The following is a 17,594-nucleotide window of genomic DNA, read 5'->3' as shown; positions in this document are numbered from 1 at the left end:
TTTCTTTTTATAAGATCTTGGAGTTTACGACAGAACAGATCATGAAGATGGAGTTTGGCATAGCGACCTCCAAAGGTCCTGCATCCAATTTCCCAACGAACTGGGCGTTGGCATGAAATGGTTGAAGCCGCCGACCTCTACGACACCGGGCGCCTCGCATCGCACACGGACTGAATGCATTCCGTGGTCAACGAAGAGTATCTCCCCACCTGGAGATGTCTCAGTGAGACCTATACCGACTTCGAAATCGTATTGTGTGTCGGTCGGAGTTATCGATGACGTTATTGCGAGACCAATGGTCCGGCTGTCGGAAAATCTAGCGATATGGAACGGCTGACGTTCCTGGGCTTGCGCGCCCGAGACGACGGTGGCGACTGCGGCGACTAGAATACAGATGCGGCACATGGGCACCTCCCGGTACCATAATCAGAGTATAACACATGGCTCGGCTTCGCGACAGAATTTCCGCTTCTAGTTAGCGGCTCTGCATATTGCGGAGGCAGAGAGGAAAGAGATCATGAAACGTAGGGAATTCATCTGCATGTCCGCATCGGCGGCGCTTCTCCCAGGCGCTGCTGGGGCCAGCATGCCCGAGCTGATCGTCCACAAGGACCCCTACTGTGGCTGCTGTGAAGCCTGGGCTTCCGCATTCGGGGATGCCGGGTTCTCGGTCAACCTCAGGAACGAGGACAACATGGATGCGCTTAAAAGGAAGCTGAGGATCCCCGCGTCCTTGCAAGGATGTCATACGGCAATGGTGGAAGGCTACTTCCTGGAGGGACACGTTCCTCTGGAAGCCGCCCAGAGACTATTGGCGCAAAAAACCGCTCTCGCGGGTCTGGCCGTCGCAGGAATGCCAAAGGGGTCGCTGGGCATGGGCACCGATCCAGGGGCATCCTACGATGTCATGGCGTTCCCGAGGGATGGATCTGCGCCATATGTCTACCTCGCGGTCAGGCCGAAGTGACCGCCTAGCGTCAGATCCCGAAAGACGACAAGATCGGGCAGGGCCCGGTCTTTCCGGATACGCACTCGCCAACAAGCCGCTTGAGCGCGTTCCTTGCCTGATCCAGTTCGGCTATACGGGCATCAAGAGCTTCGAGCCGGACTTTAGCAAGCTTCCGCGCTGTCTCCCGGTCGTCTCCGGCATCAAGATCCATGAGTTCCTTGATTTCCTCAAGCGTGAACCCCGCGGTCTGCGCCTGTCTGACGAACCTGAGGCGGCGGAGATCATCCTCCCCGTAGTGCCGGACACCCACGTGCTTCTTCGGTGTCGTCAACAGCCCTCGCCGCTGATAGAAGCGAATCGTCTCGACCCCTACGTTTCCGGCCGCAGCGAGTTTTCCAATCGTCATGTCCATTGGCTGTTGACTCCGTACCACGGTACGCAACGTATGGTCATACCAACGGTTTCACAAGACAAAGGAGACGTGAAATGTTGGACAAGGTCCAGAACACGAAGAAGGCGGCCATCTACCGCATGGTGATGCCGGGCCATACGTGCCCTTACGGCTTGAAGGCCAAATATCTGCTCGAGCGTTCCGGCTACGAGGTCGAAGACCATCACCTAGAGACGCGCGAGGAGACCGACGCGTTCAAGAAGGAGCACGATGTCGCAACCACGCCGCAAGTGTTCATCGACGGCAGGCGCGTCGGCGGACATGATGACCTGCGCAGGTTTCTGGGCAAGAAGGTTGCCGATCCCAAGGCGACGACCTACCGCCCAGTCATCGTGCTCTTTGCCATGACCGCGCTGACAGCGATGGCGACAAGCTATGCGGTCAGCGGCGATCCTTTCACGCTGAGAGCGGCTGAATGGTTCATCGCCTTCTCGATGGTCGTGCTCGCGCTTCTGAAGCTCCAGAACGTCGAGACCTTCGCCACCATGTTCCTGAACTATGATCTGCTCGCGAAACGGTGGGTTCCCTATGGCTACGTCTACCCTTATGCGGAAGGTCTCGCGGGCATTCTTATGGTGGCGGGCGCCCTCAACTGGATCTCCATCCCCGTCGCCCTTTTCATCGGCACCATTGGCGCAGTGTCGGTCTTCAAGGCCGTCTACATCGAAAAGAGGGAGCTGAAATGCGCATGCGTGGGCGGATCCAGCAATGTCCCGCTGGGTTTCATCTCGCTCACCGAGAACTTGATGATGATCGCTATGGCGATCTGGATGGCGGCGGCCACCCTGGGCTTCATTGGCGGCCACGCAATGTGACCCGTGCTGTTAACTGATGCCAATCGGAGATGCCGTGATGCATCTCCGACCCACTTGATGAAGATCAACGCAAGCGTATCCTAGCGCGGTAGATTGTTCCCGTGCGAAACTGGGCAGAACAAGATGAACCTGCGGAAGCTTTCACCGCTGATGTTGAGGATTTGCGTGGTCTTTGTTGCCGTCGCCGTCCTCTTCAGCGCGCCCGCTTCCCAAGCGGCTGCTCATCACACCTGCTCTACCGAGACCAGTGTTTCCGTCGGATATCAGCATAGCGGCGACCATGATTCGAAAACGAAGACCGTGCTTGCCGATCAGGCTTGCTGCAGCACAATCTGCGCCGTTTGTCTGCTTATCCTTCCCACGCCGACCGAGTTGTCGTCCGTGTCGATGCTGCTCACCCGAACCTCGGATCTGCAGGATCATCTGACCGGGGTAGCCCCCTCGCCTGCCCTTAAGCCCCCGCAGTCCGCCGCCTCATGAATCCGTCCGCCTTCCAGCGGAAAACCATCATCAGCAATGTCGGCATGCCGACAAGGACAAAGAGGCATATCATGTATCGCCGTCAATTTCTGAAGACGCTGGCCGCAGGGGCGGCAGCCGTCTCTCCCATCCTCAATTCCAGAAGTGCGTTTGCGAATCCAGCCGCCGTGGATCTCATCATCGGAACCAGAACCCTGGAGGTGAACGGCAAGGCCGCCACCGTCTACGGGCTGGCCGACCGCAACAGCAGGCCCGGTCTGGTCCTTGATGCAGGCTCGGACTTCAATGTCCGCCTTATCAACGAGTCCAAGGAGGACACGCTCATCCACTGGCACGGCTTGACACCGCCGTGGGACATGGACGGCGTACCGGAAAATCCGGCCGCGCCGCTCCCTGCCGGACAGAGTCGGGAATACGCCTTCCCTGTCGGACCCGGCGGCACACACTGGATGCATGCCCATACGCTTCAGGAGCAGAGCCTGCTTGCGGCACCGCTCATCGTCCGGACGGCCGAAGACAGAAGCCGGGACGAACAGGAAGTCGTGGTCCTGCTACATGACTTTTCCTTCAAGTCACCCGAGGAGCTGTTGGAAACCTTGAAGGGCGGCAGTTCCGGCCACGGAGGGATGCAGTCGGGCCAACAGAACATGATGCAGACTATGACGAACATGCAGGGGCACCAGATGCCGATGATAGGCATGTCGACGATGAGTATGCCGATGAAAGGGATGTCGTCACCAGACCTGAACGACATCGAATACGACGCATATCTCGCCAACGACCGCACGCTGGACGATCCCGAGGTCATCAGAACCGAGAAAGGGGGGCGCGTTCGGCTTCGCATCATCAACGGAGCGACTGCCACTGCATTCACGGTCGATACGGGAGCGATCGTCGGCAATCTGATCGCCGTGGACGGCATCGATGTCGAGCCCGTGGCGGGAAGCCGCTTCCCGATCTCAATGGGCCAGCGCCTGGACATCCGGCTCGAGCTTCCAGCAGGTTCCGGTTCATATCCGATCCTCGCTCTCCGCGAAGGCGCGACGGAGCAGACCGGAATTGTCCTCGCAACCAGCGGCGCGACTGTCGCGAAGATCGGCACCACCTCTTCAGGCCCAGGGCCTGTTCTCGATCTCGGTCTCGAGCAGCAGCTCCGCGCAAGGAGACCTATTTCCCCGCGCGTGCCCGACCATCAGTTCACACTGACACTGGGAGGTGACATGGCCGCATACACTTGGAGCATATCGCCGGGTGCACCGCTGAAAGTTTCCAAGGACAAGCGAGTTCGCCTGACGATGCGGAACATGTCGATGATGGCGCACCCCATGCACCTGCACGGGCACCATTTCCAGGTCGTGCGCATCAATGGCGAGGATGTCGCGGGAGCCGTTCGCGACACCGTCCTTCTCACTCCGATGGCAGAAGTCGCCGTAGAGTTCGACACGATCAATCCTGGCCGATGGCCGCTTCATTGCCATCACCTTTATCATATGGCGACAGGCATGATGACCTACGTTACCTACGACGGCGCGATGTGATCAGGAGACCTGACATGGCACACGACCATCATGGACATGCCCACCATCACGATCACGTCCAACCCGGCGAGGTGGGAAAGACGATCCCACTAAAGACATCGCCTGCGGGCGAAGGAACCGTTTACACCTGCCCGATGCATCCACAGGTCAGGCAGATCGGGCCGGGCAACTGCCCGATCTGCGGAATGACCCTAGAGCCGGAAGCGCCAACGCTTCAGGAGGGTCCCAACGAAGAACTCATGGACATGCAGCGCAGGTTCTGGGTCGGCCTCATGCTGGCCCTTCCCGTGCTGGCGCTCGAGATGGGCGGGCATCTGACGAACCTGCATATGCTGCTTGGGCCGCAGACGTCGAATTGGATACAGATGGTCCTCGCCACTCCTGTCGTTATCTGGGCGGGCTGGCCCTTCTTCGAACGCGGCTTGCAGTCCCTGGTGACGCGCCATTTGAACATGTTCACCCTGATTGCCATGGGCACCGGGGTCGCTTGGATATACAGCGTCGTCGGAACGGTCATGCCGGGTGCGTTTCCGGAAACCCTGCGCTCGGCTCAGGGCACGATCGCAGTATACTTCGAGGCCGCCGCCGTCATTACGGTGCTTGTTCTGCTGGGGCAGGTTCTCGAACTTCGGGCGCGTGAGCAGACTGGCGGCGCGATCCGTGCGCTGCTGGATCTCGCACCGAAGACGGCGCGGCGGGTTAAGGCCGACGACACCGACGAGGACATCGGTCTTGATTCGGTCGTCGTGGGAGACAGGCTGCGTGTACGTCCAGGGGAGAAGATTCCCGTCGACGGCACCCTTCTCGAAGGCCGAAGCTCCGTGGACGAATCCATGATCACAGGCGAGTCCATGCCGGTCACAAAGCAAGTCGGAGCCAAGCTCATCGGAGGCACGATGAACCAGACTGGCGGCTTCGTCATGGAGGCTGGCAAGGTCGGACGCGACACGATGCTGTCCCAGATAGTCCGGATGGTCGCGGAGGCGCAGCGATCCCGAGCTCCCATCCAGCGGCTCGCGGATGAAGTGTCAGGGTGGTTCGTTCCTGTGGTGATCGCGATCGCCATCTTGTCCTTCATCACTTGGATGCTGATCGGCCCGGAGCCGCGTTTCGCCCATGGCCTCACAGCGGCGGTCGCCGTGCTGATCATCGCCTGCCCCTGCGCGCTGGGCCTCGCCACGCCGATGTCCATCATGGTCGGTGTCGGCCGCGGCGCAAGGCTAGGCGTGCTCATCAAGAATGCAGAGGCCCTCGAACGCTTCGAGAAGATCGACACGTTGGTCGTCGACAAAACCGGAACCTTGACCGAAGGTCGACCCAAGGTGACGGCGATCGCGCCGAGTGACGGCATTTCCGAAGTGGAACTACTCCGCCTTGCAGCAACCTTGGAGCGGTCAAGCGAGCATCCGCTGGCGCTGGCCATCGTAAACGCCGCCAATGAGAGGGGTATTCCGGTCGGCGACGCACGGGACTTCGACAGCCCGGTGGGCAAGGGCGTGACAGGTACGGTCGAAGGCAGGAGCCTGATCCTGGGCAGCCATCGGATCATGGGCGAGTCCAATGTCGAAGTGTCCGCGATGGCTTCCAAGGCCGAGGAGTTACGCGACGAAGGCGCAACCGTAATCTTCATGGCGGTTGATGGCGCACTTGCAGGTCTTCTCGCAATCGCCGATCCGGTCAAGGAGACCACGCCCGAGGCCGTTCAGTCTCTCGTGGGCGAAGGAGTTCGGGTGGTCATGCTGACGGGCGACAATACGACAACGGCCAAGGCGGTCGCACTGAAGCTCGGCATAGCCGAAGTTGAGGCTGAAGTCTTGCCGGAAGATAAGAGCAAGATCGTCGCGCGCCTCCGTAACGAAGGGCGCATTGTCGCCATGGCCGGAGATGGTGTGAACGATGCTCCCGCGTTGGCGGCCGCGGATGTCGGCATAGCGATGGGAACAGGCACGGACGTCGCAATCGAGAGTGCGGGCGTGACCCTTTTGAAGGGAGACCTCCAGGGGATCGTTCGCGCCAGGCAGTTGAGCCGGATGACGATGCGAAACATCCGTCAGAACCTCTTCTTCGCGTTCATATACAACGCGGCCGGCATCCCCGTCGCGGCCGGCCTCCTCTATCCGACCTTCGGCCTTCTGCTTTCTCCGATTATCGCGGCGGCGGCCATGGCCCTTTCATCGGTGAGCGTGATCGCCAACTCACTCAGACTCCGCAGTATCAAGCTATGAATTTAGTTCCAACATGGTTGCTGATGGCCATGTCGTTGACGATCGCCGTCGCCTTCTATCAGCGAAAATTCATATCAGAGGCGGTGTGTTAAGCTATCAATGTCAACTAGTATCTTCTAGGCAGCAGGAAATGAAATAGTAAGCTTAAGCCCGGGCGAGTTGTCCGCTACACTAGTATGCGCTTGGTGGAGATCAGCGATGGCCTTTACCATACTGAGACCAAGCCCGGATCCGAATGTGGTTCTACTTTTCTCTAATCGATAGAATCGGTCGAATACCCGCGGCACCTCGTTCACCGGTATACCAGGTCCGTCGTCACTAACGGTCAGCTCAATGAAACTCGCTTCCCGGCGCACGCTCATTTCAATTCGCGATCCTACTGGGGTATGTCTCATTGCGTTTGCCAACAAATTAGTCAGCAATTGACTGACAAGGTCTGCATCACCAACGATCGAGCATATTTCCGTATCGCTTTTAATGGATAGAATATAACCAGAGTCCGCAGCGATACTCTCGTAGATTTCAAAAATGTCCCGAGCTAGAATTGAAAGATCGAATATCTTGAAACTCGCTGTCCGACTGCGAGACTCAATTTGAGCAATTCTCAAAAGCGCATCAAAAGTATCAGCAATCGATCTGAGCTCCAGCAATGCTGTCTCGATCGAGGCTTTTGAATCCGCCAAGTTTTCAGCCTCCAGCGCATCATCAAGGATTAGGAAGGCCCGCCCGATGGGGGTCTTCAAATCGTGCGCAATATCAGTTGTTACCTGTGTCAAAGCCAAGACGCTGGCCTCAAGACGGGAAATTGCCACATTGACTTCACTGGCGAGAACGTCAATATCGTCCATTCTCCTCGATATTCGCAGGCGCTTGGAAAGCTCTCCATGCCCGATGGCGTAGGCTGTATCTGATAGCGCGGCTATCCTCTGCCGACTTCTGTATGCAAGAATCCCTGCCCCCCCGAGACCGATCGTGAGTACGATGGCTGTGGTCCAACCGAAACTCACGAGAACAATACCGGCCAGCTGATTTGTATCTGTATAGCTTATCCCTACGATCAGATCATTATTTCCAAGAGCCCCTCTAAAGAGTTTGTAGTTGTTATCGCTATCGTGCTGATCTTGTGGCGATAGATTCGAAAAACCTTCTGGAGCACCAGATATTCGTCGATTTCCGGCTAATATTTCGCCGGAATTCCCACGCAGAGTGTAGATTGTCTCCGCACCCTGTATAGCTGGGCCATGGTTCCTGATCATATCGGTCGCGCCCGACAGCCCGCGCGTGTCGAACGCCACAGATATTTCTCTGAACCGCTCCATAACATTGGAATTGAGACGTTCATCGAGAAATCTCAAAACCATTTGGTAAGCGACGACGTTCGCCGCAAGGTAGGCTACGAAGAATAGGGAAATGTATAGAACGGCGAGCCGAATAGCTGTGCTTTTTAGAAGGCTACCTGCGCGCATGAAGGCTGTAGCCATTGTTGCGAACCGTGTGCAAAAGAGGTTTGTCAAATGGCTTATCAATTTTTGCGCGCAGCCGACTTACGTGGGTCTCGACCACGGAGCTTTGCGGATCAAAGTTGAAGTTCCATATTTTTTCTAGAAGCATCGTCTTAGTAAGTACCCGCCCTTCATTGCGCATCAATATTTCAAGCAATGAAAACTCACGCGGCAATAGGTCGAGAGGATTTCCTGCGCGGCTCGCGGTTCTTTTCATCAAATCGATCTCGAGATCACCAACACACAGCACGGTTTTCTCGACTGAGATTGGGGGACGGCGAACAAGCGCGTTTATGCGCGCCATCAGCTCCGAAAACGCAAACGGCTTCACCAAGTAATCGTCACCACCTGCTTCAAGCCCTTCAACCCGATCATCAACACCGCTCATGGCTGTTAGGAACAGAACTGGCGTTCGCACCGAAGCGCTTCGCAAGCTCTTAACAACGGTCAAACCATCCAATCCGGGAACCATTCTGTCAACGACCAGAATATCGTAAGAGTCGAAACCCGCAGAGAGACCTTCACGACCATTTGCCACACGGTCAACGACATGACCAGCTGATTCCAGGCCCTTTACAATATAGGCCGCTGTTCGGTCATCGTCCTCGATGAGAAGGAGTTTCATATGGCGTTCTCACTAATTTTGTCGAGGCACACGCGACGTTATTCGATAGCAAGTACCTGTCATCACGGAGATTAGGGTTTTGTTACGGCGATGAAGTTGGAGATTTCTGACAAATTTGTAAAGCTGATGAAATTGGCTTGAAAACGTCTCGTTTCATTCTCTACGGGCTGCAATCGGCAGCACCAGAAAAGGAAACTTCGATGAAGTCCAAAATCCTCTCTCTCTCTTTGGCATTCGCAGCCTTGGCGTCCACCGCACTCGCCAATCAACCGATCAATCCAGATGCTTCACAGATTAGCAGGATCACCCAGGGCCATGGTCAGCCAGGAGAGACTGCCACTGCGTCTTCCGATCCGAATGTCTCGTTCCGGTGGCGTCGCCTTAACCGTTTTTAGCGCGCGGTGAAGACGTGTGTCGCGTGTTTCAGGCTTCAATCGACAAAGCGATTTCCCGCCAGGTGGAGAAGGCGTGAGCACGAAGCTGGCGATGATCGGCGGCGGTCAGGTATTTCCGGTGAAGAAGAAAGAGATTGGCGATCTGCCCGTGAGTTGAGACGAAACGCTGACATTGTCGCGCGGACTTGAAGCACATCATGCGCCGCTCTCGTCGTCGCACTGCAAGATGAGAATTCTCGGCCCGATTATTGAGCCCTTTGTGCGAGCGATGTTCGACGCCCGGCATCAACTGGGATTTTGCGGCGGAATAGGAACGCAGCTTGTCGGTCACCATCACACGCGGTGCGGTACCCTGGTTCTTGAGCAGCTTGCGCATCAGACGCAGGGCAGCCCTCTTGTTCCTTCGGCTTTGCAGCAGGGCGTCAAGAACGTAACCATTCGCATCGACGGCGCGCCACAGCCAGTATTTCTTCCCCTTGATCGTCACCACCATCTCATCGAGTTGCCACTTATCGGCAAAGTGGCCCCGCGAGCGCCGCCGGAGCTGATGAGCAAATCTCAAACCGAACTTCGCCGCCCATTCCGAGACGGTCTGGAATGAGACGCTGATGCCGCGCTCCGCCAACAGATCCTCGACGTCGCGCAGGCTCAGCGGGAACCGAAAATAGAGCCATACGGCATGCGCGATGATCTGAGCAGGAAAGCGGTGACGTCTGAAGTGGGCAAGCGAGGTCTCGGTCATCAAAGCCCGATATCACGTTGGTGCAAACAGGCCGTTAAGGCGACGCCACCCACTGGACTATGCCGCGCATGCAGGCGACCTTTTCGAGGTCGAAAGTTGACGTGGCGGCTGTCCATTTGGATACGCCGGCACCGTTCGGCCGGCGCATTCTCGATCTACCAGCGCTTGATGCACTGGATGGTCCTTATCCTGTGTATCATCCAGGTCCCCACGGCCTGGGCGATCCAACGCACGCACATGGCGCACCTTTTCTTGAAACCTAAACCCTTCGACCTTTTCCTGCATCAGGTTCACGCCTGGAGCGGATGGCTGATTATGGCGCTGGCGCTCAGTCAACTTATTCTGCGCTTCACATATGGCCGACCACCTCCGATCCAGGGCATGTCGGTGCTTGAGCGCATGATCGCAGGGGTCACTCATGCGGTGCTCTACGGCCTATTGCTCGCACTGCCGATCACAGGCACGATCGCTATGTACGTGACGTTCCGCATCGCTTCCCTGCACAGCCTGCTGAGCTGGATGCTTCTGGTCGTTGCGACCACTCACGCCCTCGCTGCTCTGTGGCATCACTTCTGGCGTCGCGACGACGTGCTGCGGCGAATGATCAGGAACACGAAATAGCGCGCCGGACAGTCAGCCCACGGGTAAATTCTATCTAGTCGAGCGCGCTTCTCCGCGCGAGCAGCACACTCATTTGCGGAGATTGGCGCGCAGGTCGTTTCGGTGAGCGGCCTCGCAAGCATTGATCCCTACGTGTTTGATGCAGCGCAAAGTGATCATTCTGGATCTGCGCTAGATTTGCCCCCAGTTTCTACATTCAAGCAAACCGAAGGATGAGCCGTGGTGGCCGCCGGCGTGACAATGGTCAAGGCGTTCAGAAGGTCGCATAATTGGGCGACCGCCTTGCGGCGCGGGTTTATCCTTTTCCTCGCCATCGCGTTCGGGCTTGCGGCGTTTCTCACAGATGGCGGGCATCAAGCGCGTGCTGCTTCAAGGGAGGGCATCCCGGCGCTCATGACTCAAGCTGGGGATTGTGCCGACCTCCTTGTGCGCATGCCCTGCGACAACGATACCCAACGCGGCGCCGAGCACCCGTGCGACAGCGGTCACTGCCTGTCGAGCCTCGGGTGCTTCCTCTGCGCTCCGCTGAACACGGCCTGGAGCTGGCGCACGTTGAACGGCGAGACAGTCTCGCCGGCTGCATCGCCCGTGCCCTCATCGGCGGAGTTGCGTCGTCAGAAGCGACCTCCGCGATCCATCTTGGTCATCTGAGCACCTTCGGCCTGTTCTGTCCGTGTGCTCCAGCCGACCCGAGGACTGGCACAATGCCTTAGTCTTCCGACCGTGCGCGTCCTAGGCCGCCCAACGATACGGCCGAGGAGACGAGCCGTTCTGCGTGACGCCGACGTGACATAGCCTCCAATCGTCGGCTGCCGGCGAGCCAGAAAGGGCCATGCACGGACCTTGCCGAAATCGGTAGGCAGCGGCACGCGAGGAAGTCTTCGGTATCCGCACGCCGGGCCACTTTTCAAACTCACCTCAAGATGTGCTCGAGCAGCCCGCAAGGCTGCGAGCCGAGGAGCTGAATACCATGTTAAAGACCCACTCGACCCGTTCGATTTCCATCACCGCGGCAGTCCTGACAGCAACCGCGATTCGCAGACGTGCGGCCATGCTGGCCTTCGCGACGGCATCGGCCCTGGTGCTTGCTATTCCGTTCGCCGCCACCGTCCGAGCGGAGCCTGCTGCAACCGGCTTCGTCTATACGGCCGATGAATTTGGCAACACCGTTAGCCGCATCGACCTTACCACGGAAAAGATCGACATCGTTCCGGTCCCGATCACGCCCCACAACGTGCAGTTCGTATCGGGAAAAGATTTGGTGCTGGCGGTGGGCCTGCCGGTCGCCGGCAAAGCTGAAGACGCTCATGCGTCCAATGGGGCTGGCCATGGCGGCGACGGACATGGTGATGCCGCTGTCGCAGGCCAATTGATCGTCCTCGACGCGGCCGATATTTCCTCCGGCGTGAAGGCGTCGATCCCCGTGGGTGGGCATCCTGCGCATGTGATCGCAGACGCGCAAGGCAATCGCGCCTACGTCTCGAATTCCGAAGACGACAGCTTGTCGGTCGTTGATCTTGCCAAGGGCGAGGTCGTCGCCACGGTCGGCACCGGCGACTACCCCCACGGCCTGCGGATGAGCCCGGATGGAAGCGCCATCTATGTCGCGAATGTCCAGGACGGTACTGTTTCGGTTATCGACACAACGGCGCTTTCGGAAGTTGCCAGGATCAAGGTAGGCGTTGCGCCCGTCCAGGTCGGCTTCACACCTGACGGAAAGCGGGTCTATGTCTCGCTGCGCGATGAAAACAAGGTCGCCGTTATCGACACGCAGTCGCGCGAGGTGATCGCACGCATCAATGTCGGCCGTTCGCCCATCCAGGTTTACGCCACGCCTGATGGCCGGCTGGTTTACGTCGCGAACCAGGGAACCGAAACGGAGCCGGATGAGACGGTCTCGGTTATCGATGTCGTAGGCGGGAATGTCGTGAAGACCATCCAGACGGACAAGGGCGCTCACGGCGTGACGGTCGTTGCCGACGGAGCCTTTGTCTTCGTCACCAACATCGTGGCCGGGACCGTTTCCCAGATCGACGTCGGCAGCCAGTCCGTGGTCAAGACATATGCTGTCGGCAAGGGACCGAACGGCGTCACCTATCAGGCGCAGTGATGCAACGTCGGGGCGGCGCTTCGCCGCCCCGCACGACCTAAGCCTCAAACCTATGAGCAGGACGGCCGGCATGCAGGCTTCATCAATGGACAAAGGGTCGGCGAGGCTCTATTCTTTGCCCATGCTTCGCGCGTTGCTTATCATTGTTACAACCATCTCGCTTGCCGCTGCTTCTTTTGCCGTTCAAGCACACGAGACCCGCATGTCCGGGATGTTGGAACGCGCCGCGCTGACGCAGCACATGGAGCAAGCCTCTTCTTCGATGGCCGCTTGCAGCGAAGGGAAATCCTGCAAAGCAGATGCCGGATTGTGCGCCTTCGCCTGCGCCGGAATATCGGCCTGGCTTCCGGTTGTGCGTACTTCGGCAAGGCAAATCAGCTCGCGGCAAAAATATCCCTTCCCGCCGGATGCCGTCTTCGTTGCGGCAGCTCCCGGCCGGAATGATCGCCCTCCTATATCGCGCCTCCTCTGAGCCTGCGGCGGGGCTGATCCCGCTGCGATCCATTTGGACCTTTCAGGCGGGACAGATCGTCCCGAGGTGACGAATATGACGACCTTTTCACGACGCGGCTTCCTCGCCGCCAGCGCAGCCATGCTTGCTGCATCCCATTTCCCCATCAGGGCCTACGGCCAGGACGCGGCTGCGATCCGCCTGGCCGCCACCAGCCGCACGCTCGATATAGACAATCGACCGGCCACCGTTTTCGGACTTGCTGGTCCCAACGGGCAGGGGCTGCTCCTCGATCCGGGCGAGCGATTTCGGGTGGATCTGACCAACGATCTCGCCGAGTCCACGATCATTCATTGGCACGGCCAGATTCCCCCGAACGCTCAGGACGGCGTCCCGGATATGCCGCAGCCGCTTCTTCAGCCCAGTGAAACGCGCAGCTTCGATTTCGCGCCCCAGCCCGGAACGCACTGGATGCACAGCCATGTGCCGATCCAGGAAATGCGATTGCTCGCCGCGCCGCTGATCGTCCGGAGGGCAGAAGACCTATCCGCCGATCGGCAGGAAGTCGTCCTGTTCCTGCACGACTTCGCGTTCAAGACACCGGAAGAAGTGCTGGAAGAGATCACCAGCGCAAGCGCTGATGGACATGGCGCTGCCGGCATGTCACGCGCGATGCAAGGCATGAACCATGGCGGCATGCCTGGAATGAACCAGGGCGAGGCCGGGGGAATGGGCTCGATGGCCATGGATATGGGTAACATGGCGATGGATCTCAACGACTACGACTGGGATGCCTATCTCGCCAATGACCGAACCCTGTCCGATCCCGATGTCGTTCAGGTCGAACGCGGCGGCCGGGTTCGCCTCCGTGTCATCAACGCAGCCGCAGCCACCGTTTTCTGGATCGACACGGGCGAAGCACAAGCCCGGCTCGTCGCCGTCGACGGGCATGAGGTCCAGCCGGTCGCGGGTTCGCGGTTCGGGCTGGCCATGGGGCAGCGCCTCGACCTGGAGATCGACCTTCCAAATGAGACCCGCGCATGGCCGATTCTGGCGCTCAGGGAGGGCGAACGTGAAAGGACCGGCATTATTCTCGCCCCCGCGGGCGCCACGATCGACAGGATCGATTCCCTTTCAGCGAATGACGCCCCGGCCTTCGACACGGACTTGTCTCAGGAGTCACGGCTGGTCGCTGTCGACACGCTTGCCGCCCGTCCGGTGGATCGAAGCCACATGATCATGCTCGGCGGCTCGATGCAGCCCTATGTCTGGACCATCGACGGAGCAACATGGGGCAAGCATCGGCCGGTTGCCGCAACGAGCGGCGATCGGGTGGAACTTGTGTTCCACAATATGTCGATGATGGGGCACCCGATGCATCTGCATGGGCATGCATTCCAGGTTGTTGGCATCAACAGGCGACGCTTCGAAGGTGCGCGCCGCGATACCGTGTACATACCGCCGATGTCGATGGTCACTGTTGCCCTTGATGCCGGCGAGGCCGCGAGCTGGATGTTGCATTGCCATCATATGCCGCATCTGGCCACCGGGATGATGACCGAGTTCAGGATCGCTGCATGAAACCGCTCTGGATCGCGGTCGCCGCAACTCTCCTGGCGGCGGCCGGTGCGATCTTGGTCGGAAAGGGACGATCCGGTCAGGAGGCGAGCGATCGCATCGCCCTTGGCCGGGCAGTCTATCTAGCGAACTGTGCGAGCTGTCACGGCACGAAACTCGAAGGCCAGCCCGACTGGCGCAGCCCGGGCACGAGCGGCCGCCTTCCGGCGCCGCCGCATGACGAGACCGGTCACACCTGGCATCATTCGGACAGGCAGCTCCTCGCAATCATCACCGATGGGACCGCCGCGGTGGTTGGCGGTGGCTACGAGAGTGACATGCCCGGCTTTCGGGAGGCTCTGACCTCCGCCGAGATCGAGGCTGTCCTCGACTACATCAAGAGTACCTGGCCGCAGCGAGAGGCAGACTACCAACGCCGCATCTCGAACGGCTGACACGCCGGAGGCCACGAAAACAATTTCGTGGCCCCACATCGCCATCGCGCGCCGCCCCACCACCACATTCATGCCGACGGGTTCGGCAGTTGATGGCGGCAGAGAGGGTGTTCGGCGGCCTAAAGACATAAGGATTCACAAATGAACAAGAGAAACGTCTTCGCTCTGCTCGTCGCCGCGGCAGCGGTTGCGGGCTTTGCGCTTTGGAATCGAACCGGATCGGAAGACGAAGCCAGAAGAGGAGTATCGGGCCAGGGGACGGCATTGTCGGTTGTCGTGCCTTCGTCATTGTCCGACACCGCAAAGATGGGAGAACGAGCTTTCAACGCCGTCTGTGCAGCGTGCCACGGCAAGAACGCGGCCGGAACCGATGCCGGCCCGCCGCTCATCCATCGGATATACGAACCTTCTCACCACGGAGACTACGCCTTTGAAATGGCCGTCGCCAACGGCGTGCGCGCGCATCACTGGAAATTCGGAAACATGCCTCCTCAGCCGGGTCTGACGAGGGCCGACGTCGCTACGATCGTGGCCTATGTGCGCGAGCTTCAGCGGGCGAACGGCATCAATTGAGGAGCATTGGCGGCGAGATACCCTGCCAGACCTGTCGAGGCGGGTTTGAGGAAATCGGGCGGCTGCGAGTGGAGTTGTGGTGTGATAGGATGAGGCGGCCAAGTCGCCTATGGGAGGGGTGTGCAATGCGAACTGGCATAACATGCGCATTTGTCGTTCAGGCTTTGCTGGTGTCGGCGTCAAATGCCCAAGAGGATCAGCCGTTTCATACGTCTTATTTCGCGGATGAAACGACCATCAGCCTGTCCGTGACCGTCGCGGCAACCTCTCTTGACCCGGAATATAATTTCGATGTGCAAGTCGCGCTCACGGAGCGCGGACCCGAGGGTCAGATCAGATTCATCGACCACAGCGCCCACCTTGCAAAGGTACGATGCGCCGCGCCGAAGGCCGTCATGATCGGCCAATCAGAGTTTATGCTGTCGGATTCGCCCGAGCCGGGGGATTGGAAGCAGGATCTCTGGCGCACCTTCTGCCTCCTGCCGGTCTCATGAGGAACGGGGCCGCGCTGCATCCAGCGCGGCCCTGTGCTTCACTTGACCGCAACGAACTGGACCTTTGCGCCGACCTTGAGCTTTTCCAGCATCGCGTCATCAGCGACCTGGAATACCATCGTCATGGCCGGCATCTCGAGGTTCTTCAGCTCTTCATGGATGAGCGTGACCTTCTTCGCCTTCTCGTCCAGCTTCTTGACCGTGCCGCTGGTGAATTCCTGCGCGAAGGCGGCGGTGCCGAAGGCGAAGGCGACGGCGCCGGCGAGTGTGATTCTTGTGATAGCTTTCATCGTCATTTCTGTTGCTCCTTATTTCTTCGCGACCGTGACGTCGCCGTGCATGCCGGAATCGTAGTGACCGGGAACGAGGCAGGCGATCTTGAACACGCCGTCGTTGGTGAACTTCCAGACGATCTCGCCGGATTTTCCGGGCGCGGGGCGAATGGCGTTCGGATCCTCGTGTTCCATTTCCGGGAATTTCTCCATCACGGCTTTGTGCTCCATGATCTTGTCTTCCTGGTCGAGCACGAATTCATGATCGACCTCGCCCGCATTCTTGATCGCGAAGCGAACGGTCTGGCCCTGGCGGACCTTGAAGGTGCTTGGTGTGAAGATCATCTTGCCGTCATCCGTTTCCTTCATCGTGACACGGATGGTCTGGGACGCCTTGGCCTTTTCACCGGGTTCGCCAACGGCCATTTCGCCATGACCGCCCTCATGCGAACCGGATGCAAAAGCAGCGGTGGCAAACGTTGAGAGTAGCAGACCAACTAGAATGCGTTTCATAATCGTTTCCTTTGTCGTTTCTGGGAGGAAGTTAACCGTGATTGGAATGGCCAGACGGAAGTTGTGTCTTGGCATCTTTCGCTTTGACAGGCTCGGGCAAGCTCCCGGTCCATTCCCACGCCTGCGTGCCGGGAGGGTTCTCGTACCAACCCGGATCGCTGTAGTCGCCCGCTGAGATACCCTCGCGGACCTTCACCACGGAGAACATGCCGCCCATTTCGATCGGGCCGTGGGGACCCCACCCGGTCATCATGGGGACGGTGTTCTCCGGTATTTCCATCGACATTTCGCCCATATCCGCCATGCCGGCCGTCCCCATGGGCATGTATTCGGGACGGATCTGCCTGATCTTTTTTGCAACCTCCTTCTTGTCGACCCCGATGAATGTCGGGATCTCGTGACCCATGGCATTCATGGTGTGATGCGACTTGTGGCAATGGATCGCCCAGTCGCCGACGTACTTCGCGTCGAACTCGTAGGCGCGCATCGCACCGACAGGGATGTCGATGCTGACCTCGGGCCAGCGCGCCTCCGGCCTGACCCAGCCGCCATCGGTGCAGGTCACCTCGAAATCGTAGCCGTGCATGTGGATTGGATGGTTCGTCATCGTCAGGTTACCGACGCGAACACGAACCCTGTCGTTCTTGGAAACGACGAGCGGATCGATCCCTGGAAAGACGCGCGTGTTGAACGTCCAGAGGTTGAAGTCGGTCATTTCCATGATCCGGGGCACGTATGTTCCCGGATCGATGTCATAGGCGCTGAGCAGGAAGACGAAATCCCGATCCACCGGCATGAAGGTGGCGTCGCCTTAACCGCCTGTTTT

The 17,594-nt window shown here is 58.8% G+C and carries 17 protein-coding genes and 1 pseudogene; 11 read left to right on the top strand and 7 right to left on the bottom strand.

Features of this window, described 5'->3' with window-relative positions; all coding sequences use genetic code 11:
• Positions 1–517 precede the first annotated feature (517 nt).
• Positions 518–967: a DUF411 domain-containing protein gene (locus tag AGR2A_RS25315; RefSeq protein ID WP_072492788.1), complete on the top strand. Its 450-nt coding sequence runs from the start codon at positions 518–520 to the stop codon at positions 965–967.
• 10 nt (positions 968–977) lie between these two features.
• Here the strand turns inward: AGR2A_RS25315 and AGR2A_RS25310 are convergent, their stop codons facing one another.
• On the bottom strand, positions 978–1,382 hold the full coding sequence (locus AGR2A_RS25310; RefSeq protein WP_072492839.1) for a MerR family transcriptional regulator: 405 nt from the start codon (positions 1,380–1,382) through the stop codon (positions 978–980).
• Between the two features lie 53 nt (positions 1,383–1,435).
• Here AGR2A_RS25310 and AGR2A_RS25305 point away from each other — a divergent pair, with 53 nt between their 5' ends.
• From AGR2A_RS25305 to AGR2A_RS25290, 3 genes are all read left to right on the top strand, one after another.
• The gene (locus AGR2A_RS25305) at positions 1,436–2,215 is read left to right on the top strand and encodes a MauE/DoxX family redox-associated membrane protein (RefSeq protein WP_072492787.1); all 780 of its coding nucleotides are present in this window, start codon (positions 1,436–1,438) and stop codon (positions 2,213–2,215) included.
• 551 nt (positions 2,216–2,766) lie between these two features.
• Complete coding sequence (locus AGR2A_RS25295) at positions 2,767–4,233, top strand: multicopper oxidase family protein (protein WP_072492838.1); 1,467 nt, start codon at positions 2,767–2,769, stop codon at positions 4,231–4,233.
• A 14-nt stretch (positions 4,234–4,247) separates the two neighbouring features.
• Positions 4,248–6,458, top strand: a complete 2,211-nt coding sequence (locus tag AGR2A_RS25290; RefSeq protein ID WP_080823508.1) for a copper-transporting P-type ATPase — start codon at positions 4,248–4,250, stop codon at positions 6,456–6,458.
• Between the two features lie 116 nt (positions 6,459–6,574).
• On the opposite strand, the gene AGR2A_RS25285 is transcribed toward AGR2A_RS25290, so the two are convergent.
• The 3 genes from AGR2A_RS25285 to AGR2A_RS25275 form a co-directional block, all read right to left on the bottom strand.
• Positions 6,575–7,939 (bottom strand): sensor histidine kinase, encoded by a 1,365-nt coding sequence (locus tag AGR2A_RS25285; RefSeq protein ID WP_234797296.1) that lies wholly within the window; start codon positions 7,937–7,939, stop codon positions 6,575–6,577.
• Entirely contained in the window at positions 7,911–8,585 is a 675-nt protein-coding gene (locus tag AGR2A_RS25280; protein WP_072492785.1) for a winged helix-turn-helix domain-containing protein, read from the bottom strand. Before AGR2A_RS25280 ends, AGR2A_RS25285 begins: the two co-directional genes overlap by 29 nt.
• 423 nt (positions 8,586–9,008) lie before the next feature.
• The gene (locus tag AGR2A_RS25275; RefSeq protein WP_072492784.1) at positions 9,009–9,722 is read right to left on the bottom strand and encodes an IS6 family transposase; all 714 of its coding nucleotides are present in this window, start codon (positions 9,720–9,722) and stop codon (positions 9,009–9,011) included.
• A gap of 96 nt (positions 9,723–9,818) precedes the next feature.
• On the opposite strand from AGR2A_RS25275, the gene AGR2A_RS25270 reads away from it, so the two are divergent.
• The 7 genes from AGR2A_RS25270 to AGR2A_RS25235 all read left to right on the top strand — a co-directional run bounded on the left by AGR2A_RS25270 (position 9,819) and on the right by AGR2A_RS25235 (position 15,983).
• The gene (locus tag AGR2A_RS25270; RefSeq protein WP_052114352.1) at positions 9,819–10,343 is read left to right on the top strand and encodes a cytochrome b; all 525 of its coding nucleotides are present in this window, start codon (positions 9,819–9,821) and stop codon (positions 10,341–10,343) included.
• Positions 10,344–11,313: 970 nt separating this feature from the next.
• Positions 11,314–12,453 (top strand): cytochrome D1 domain-containing protein, encoded by a 1,140-nt coding sequence (locus AGR2A_RS25260; RefSeq protein ID WP_225246839.1) that lies wholly within the window; start codon positions 11,314–11,316, stop codon positions 12,451–12,453.
• A 70-nt stretch (positions 12,454–12,523) separates the two neighbouring features.
• Positions 12,524–12,925, top strand: coding sequence for a hypothetical protein (locus AGR2A_RS25255; protein ID WP_139786413.1), 402 nt, complete (start codon positions 12,524–12,526; stop codon positions 12,923–12,925).
• Between the two features lie 75 nt (positions 12,926–13,000).
• Positions 13,001–14,485 carry a multicopper oxidase family protein gene (locus AGR2A_RS25250; RefSeq protein WP_072492781.1) on the top strand — a complete coding sequence of 495 codons (1,485 nt, stop codon included), beginning with the start codon at positions 13,001–13,003 and terminating at the stop codon, positions 14,483–14,485.
• Positions 14,482–14,916, top strand: a complete 435-nt coding sequence (locus AGR2A_RS25245) for a c-type cytochrome (protein ID WP_077546207.1) — start codon at positions 14,482–14,484, stop codon at positions 14,914–14,916. The genes AGR2A_RS25250 and AGR2A_RS25245 overlap by 4 nt, the downstream gene beginning before the upstream one ends.
• Before the next feature lie 141 nt (positions 14,917–15,057).
• Positions 15,058–15,489: a c-type cytochrome gene (locus AGR2A_RS25240; protein ID WP_037094849.1), complete on the top strand. Its 432-nt coding sequence runs from the start codon at positions 15,058–15,060 to the stop codon at positions 15,487–15,489.
• Between the two features lie 164 nt (positions 15,490–15,653).
• Positions 15,654–15,983 (top strand): hypothetical protein, encoded by a 330-nt coding sequence (locus AGR2A_RS25235; protein WP_139786412.1) that lies wholly within the window; start codon positions 15,654–15,656, stop codon positions 15,981–15,983.
• A gap of 38 nt (positions 15,984–16,021) precedes the next feature.
• Here AGR2A_RS25235 and AGR2A_RS25230 read toward each other — a convergent pair whose 3' ends face one another.
• The 3 genes and pseudogenes from AGR2A_RS25230 to AGR2A_RS25220 all read right to left on the bottom strand — a co-directional run.
• Positions 16,022–16,273, bottom strand: coding sequence for a copper-binding protein (locus AGR2A_RS25230; RefSeq protein WP_072492835.1), 252 nt, complete (start codon positions 16,271–16,273; stop codon positions 16,022–16,024).
• An 18-nt stretch (positions 16,274–16,291) separates the two neighbouring features.
• Positions 16,292–16,768, bottom strand: a complete 477-nt coding sequence (locus AGR2A_RS25225) for a cupredoxin domain-containing protein (RefSeq protein ID WP_072492779.1) — start codon at positions 16,766–16,768, stop codon at positions 16,292–16,294.
• Between the two features lie 31 nt (positions 16,769–16,799).
• Positions 16,800–17,576: pseudogene (locus AGR2A_RS25220) on the bottom strand (multicopper oxidase domain-containing protein); the annotation flags it as partial.
• Between the last annotated feature and the right edge of the window lie 18 nt (positions 17,577–17,594).

This window comes from Agrobacterium genomosp. 2 str. CFBP 5494 (assembly GCF_900013495.1).
GTDB lineage: Bacteria > Pseudomonadota > Alphaproteobacteria > Rhizobiales > Rhizobiaceae > Agrobacterium > Agrobacterium pusense.
This window is presented reverse-complemented; position numbering and strand designations above follow the sequence as displayed.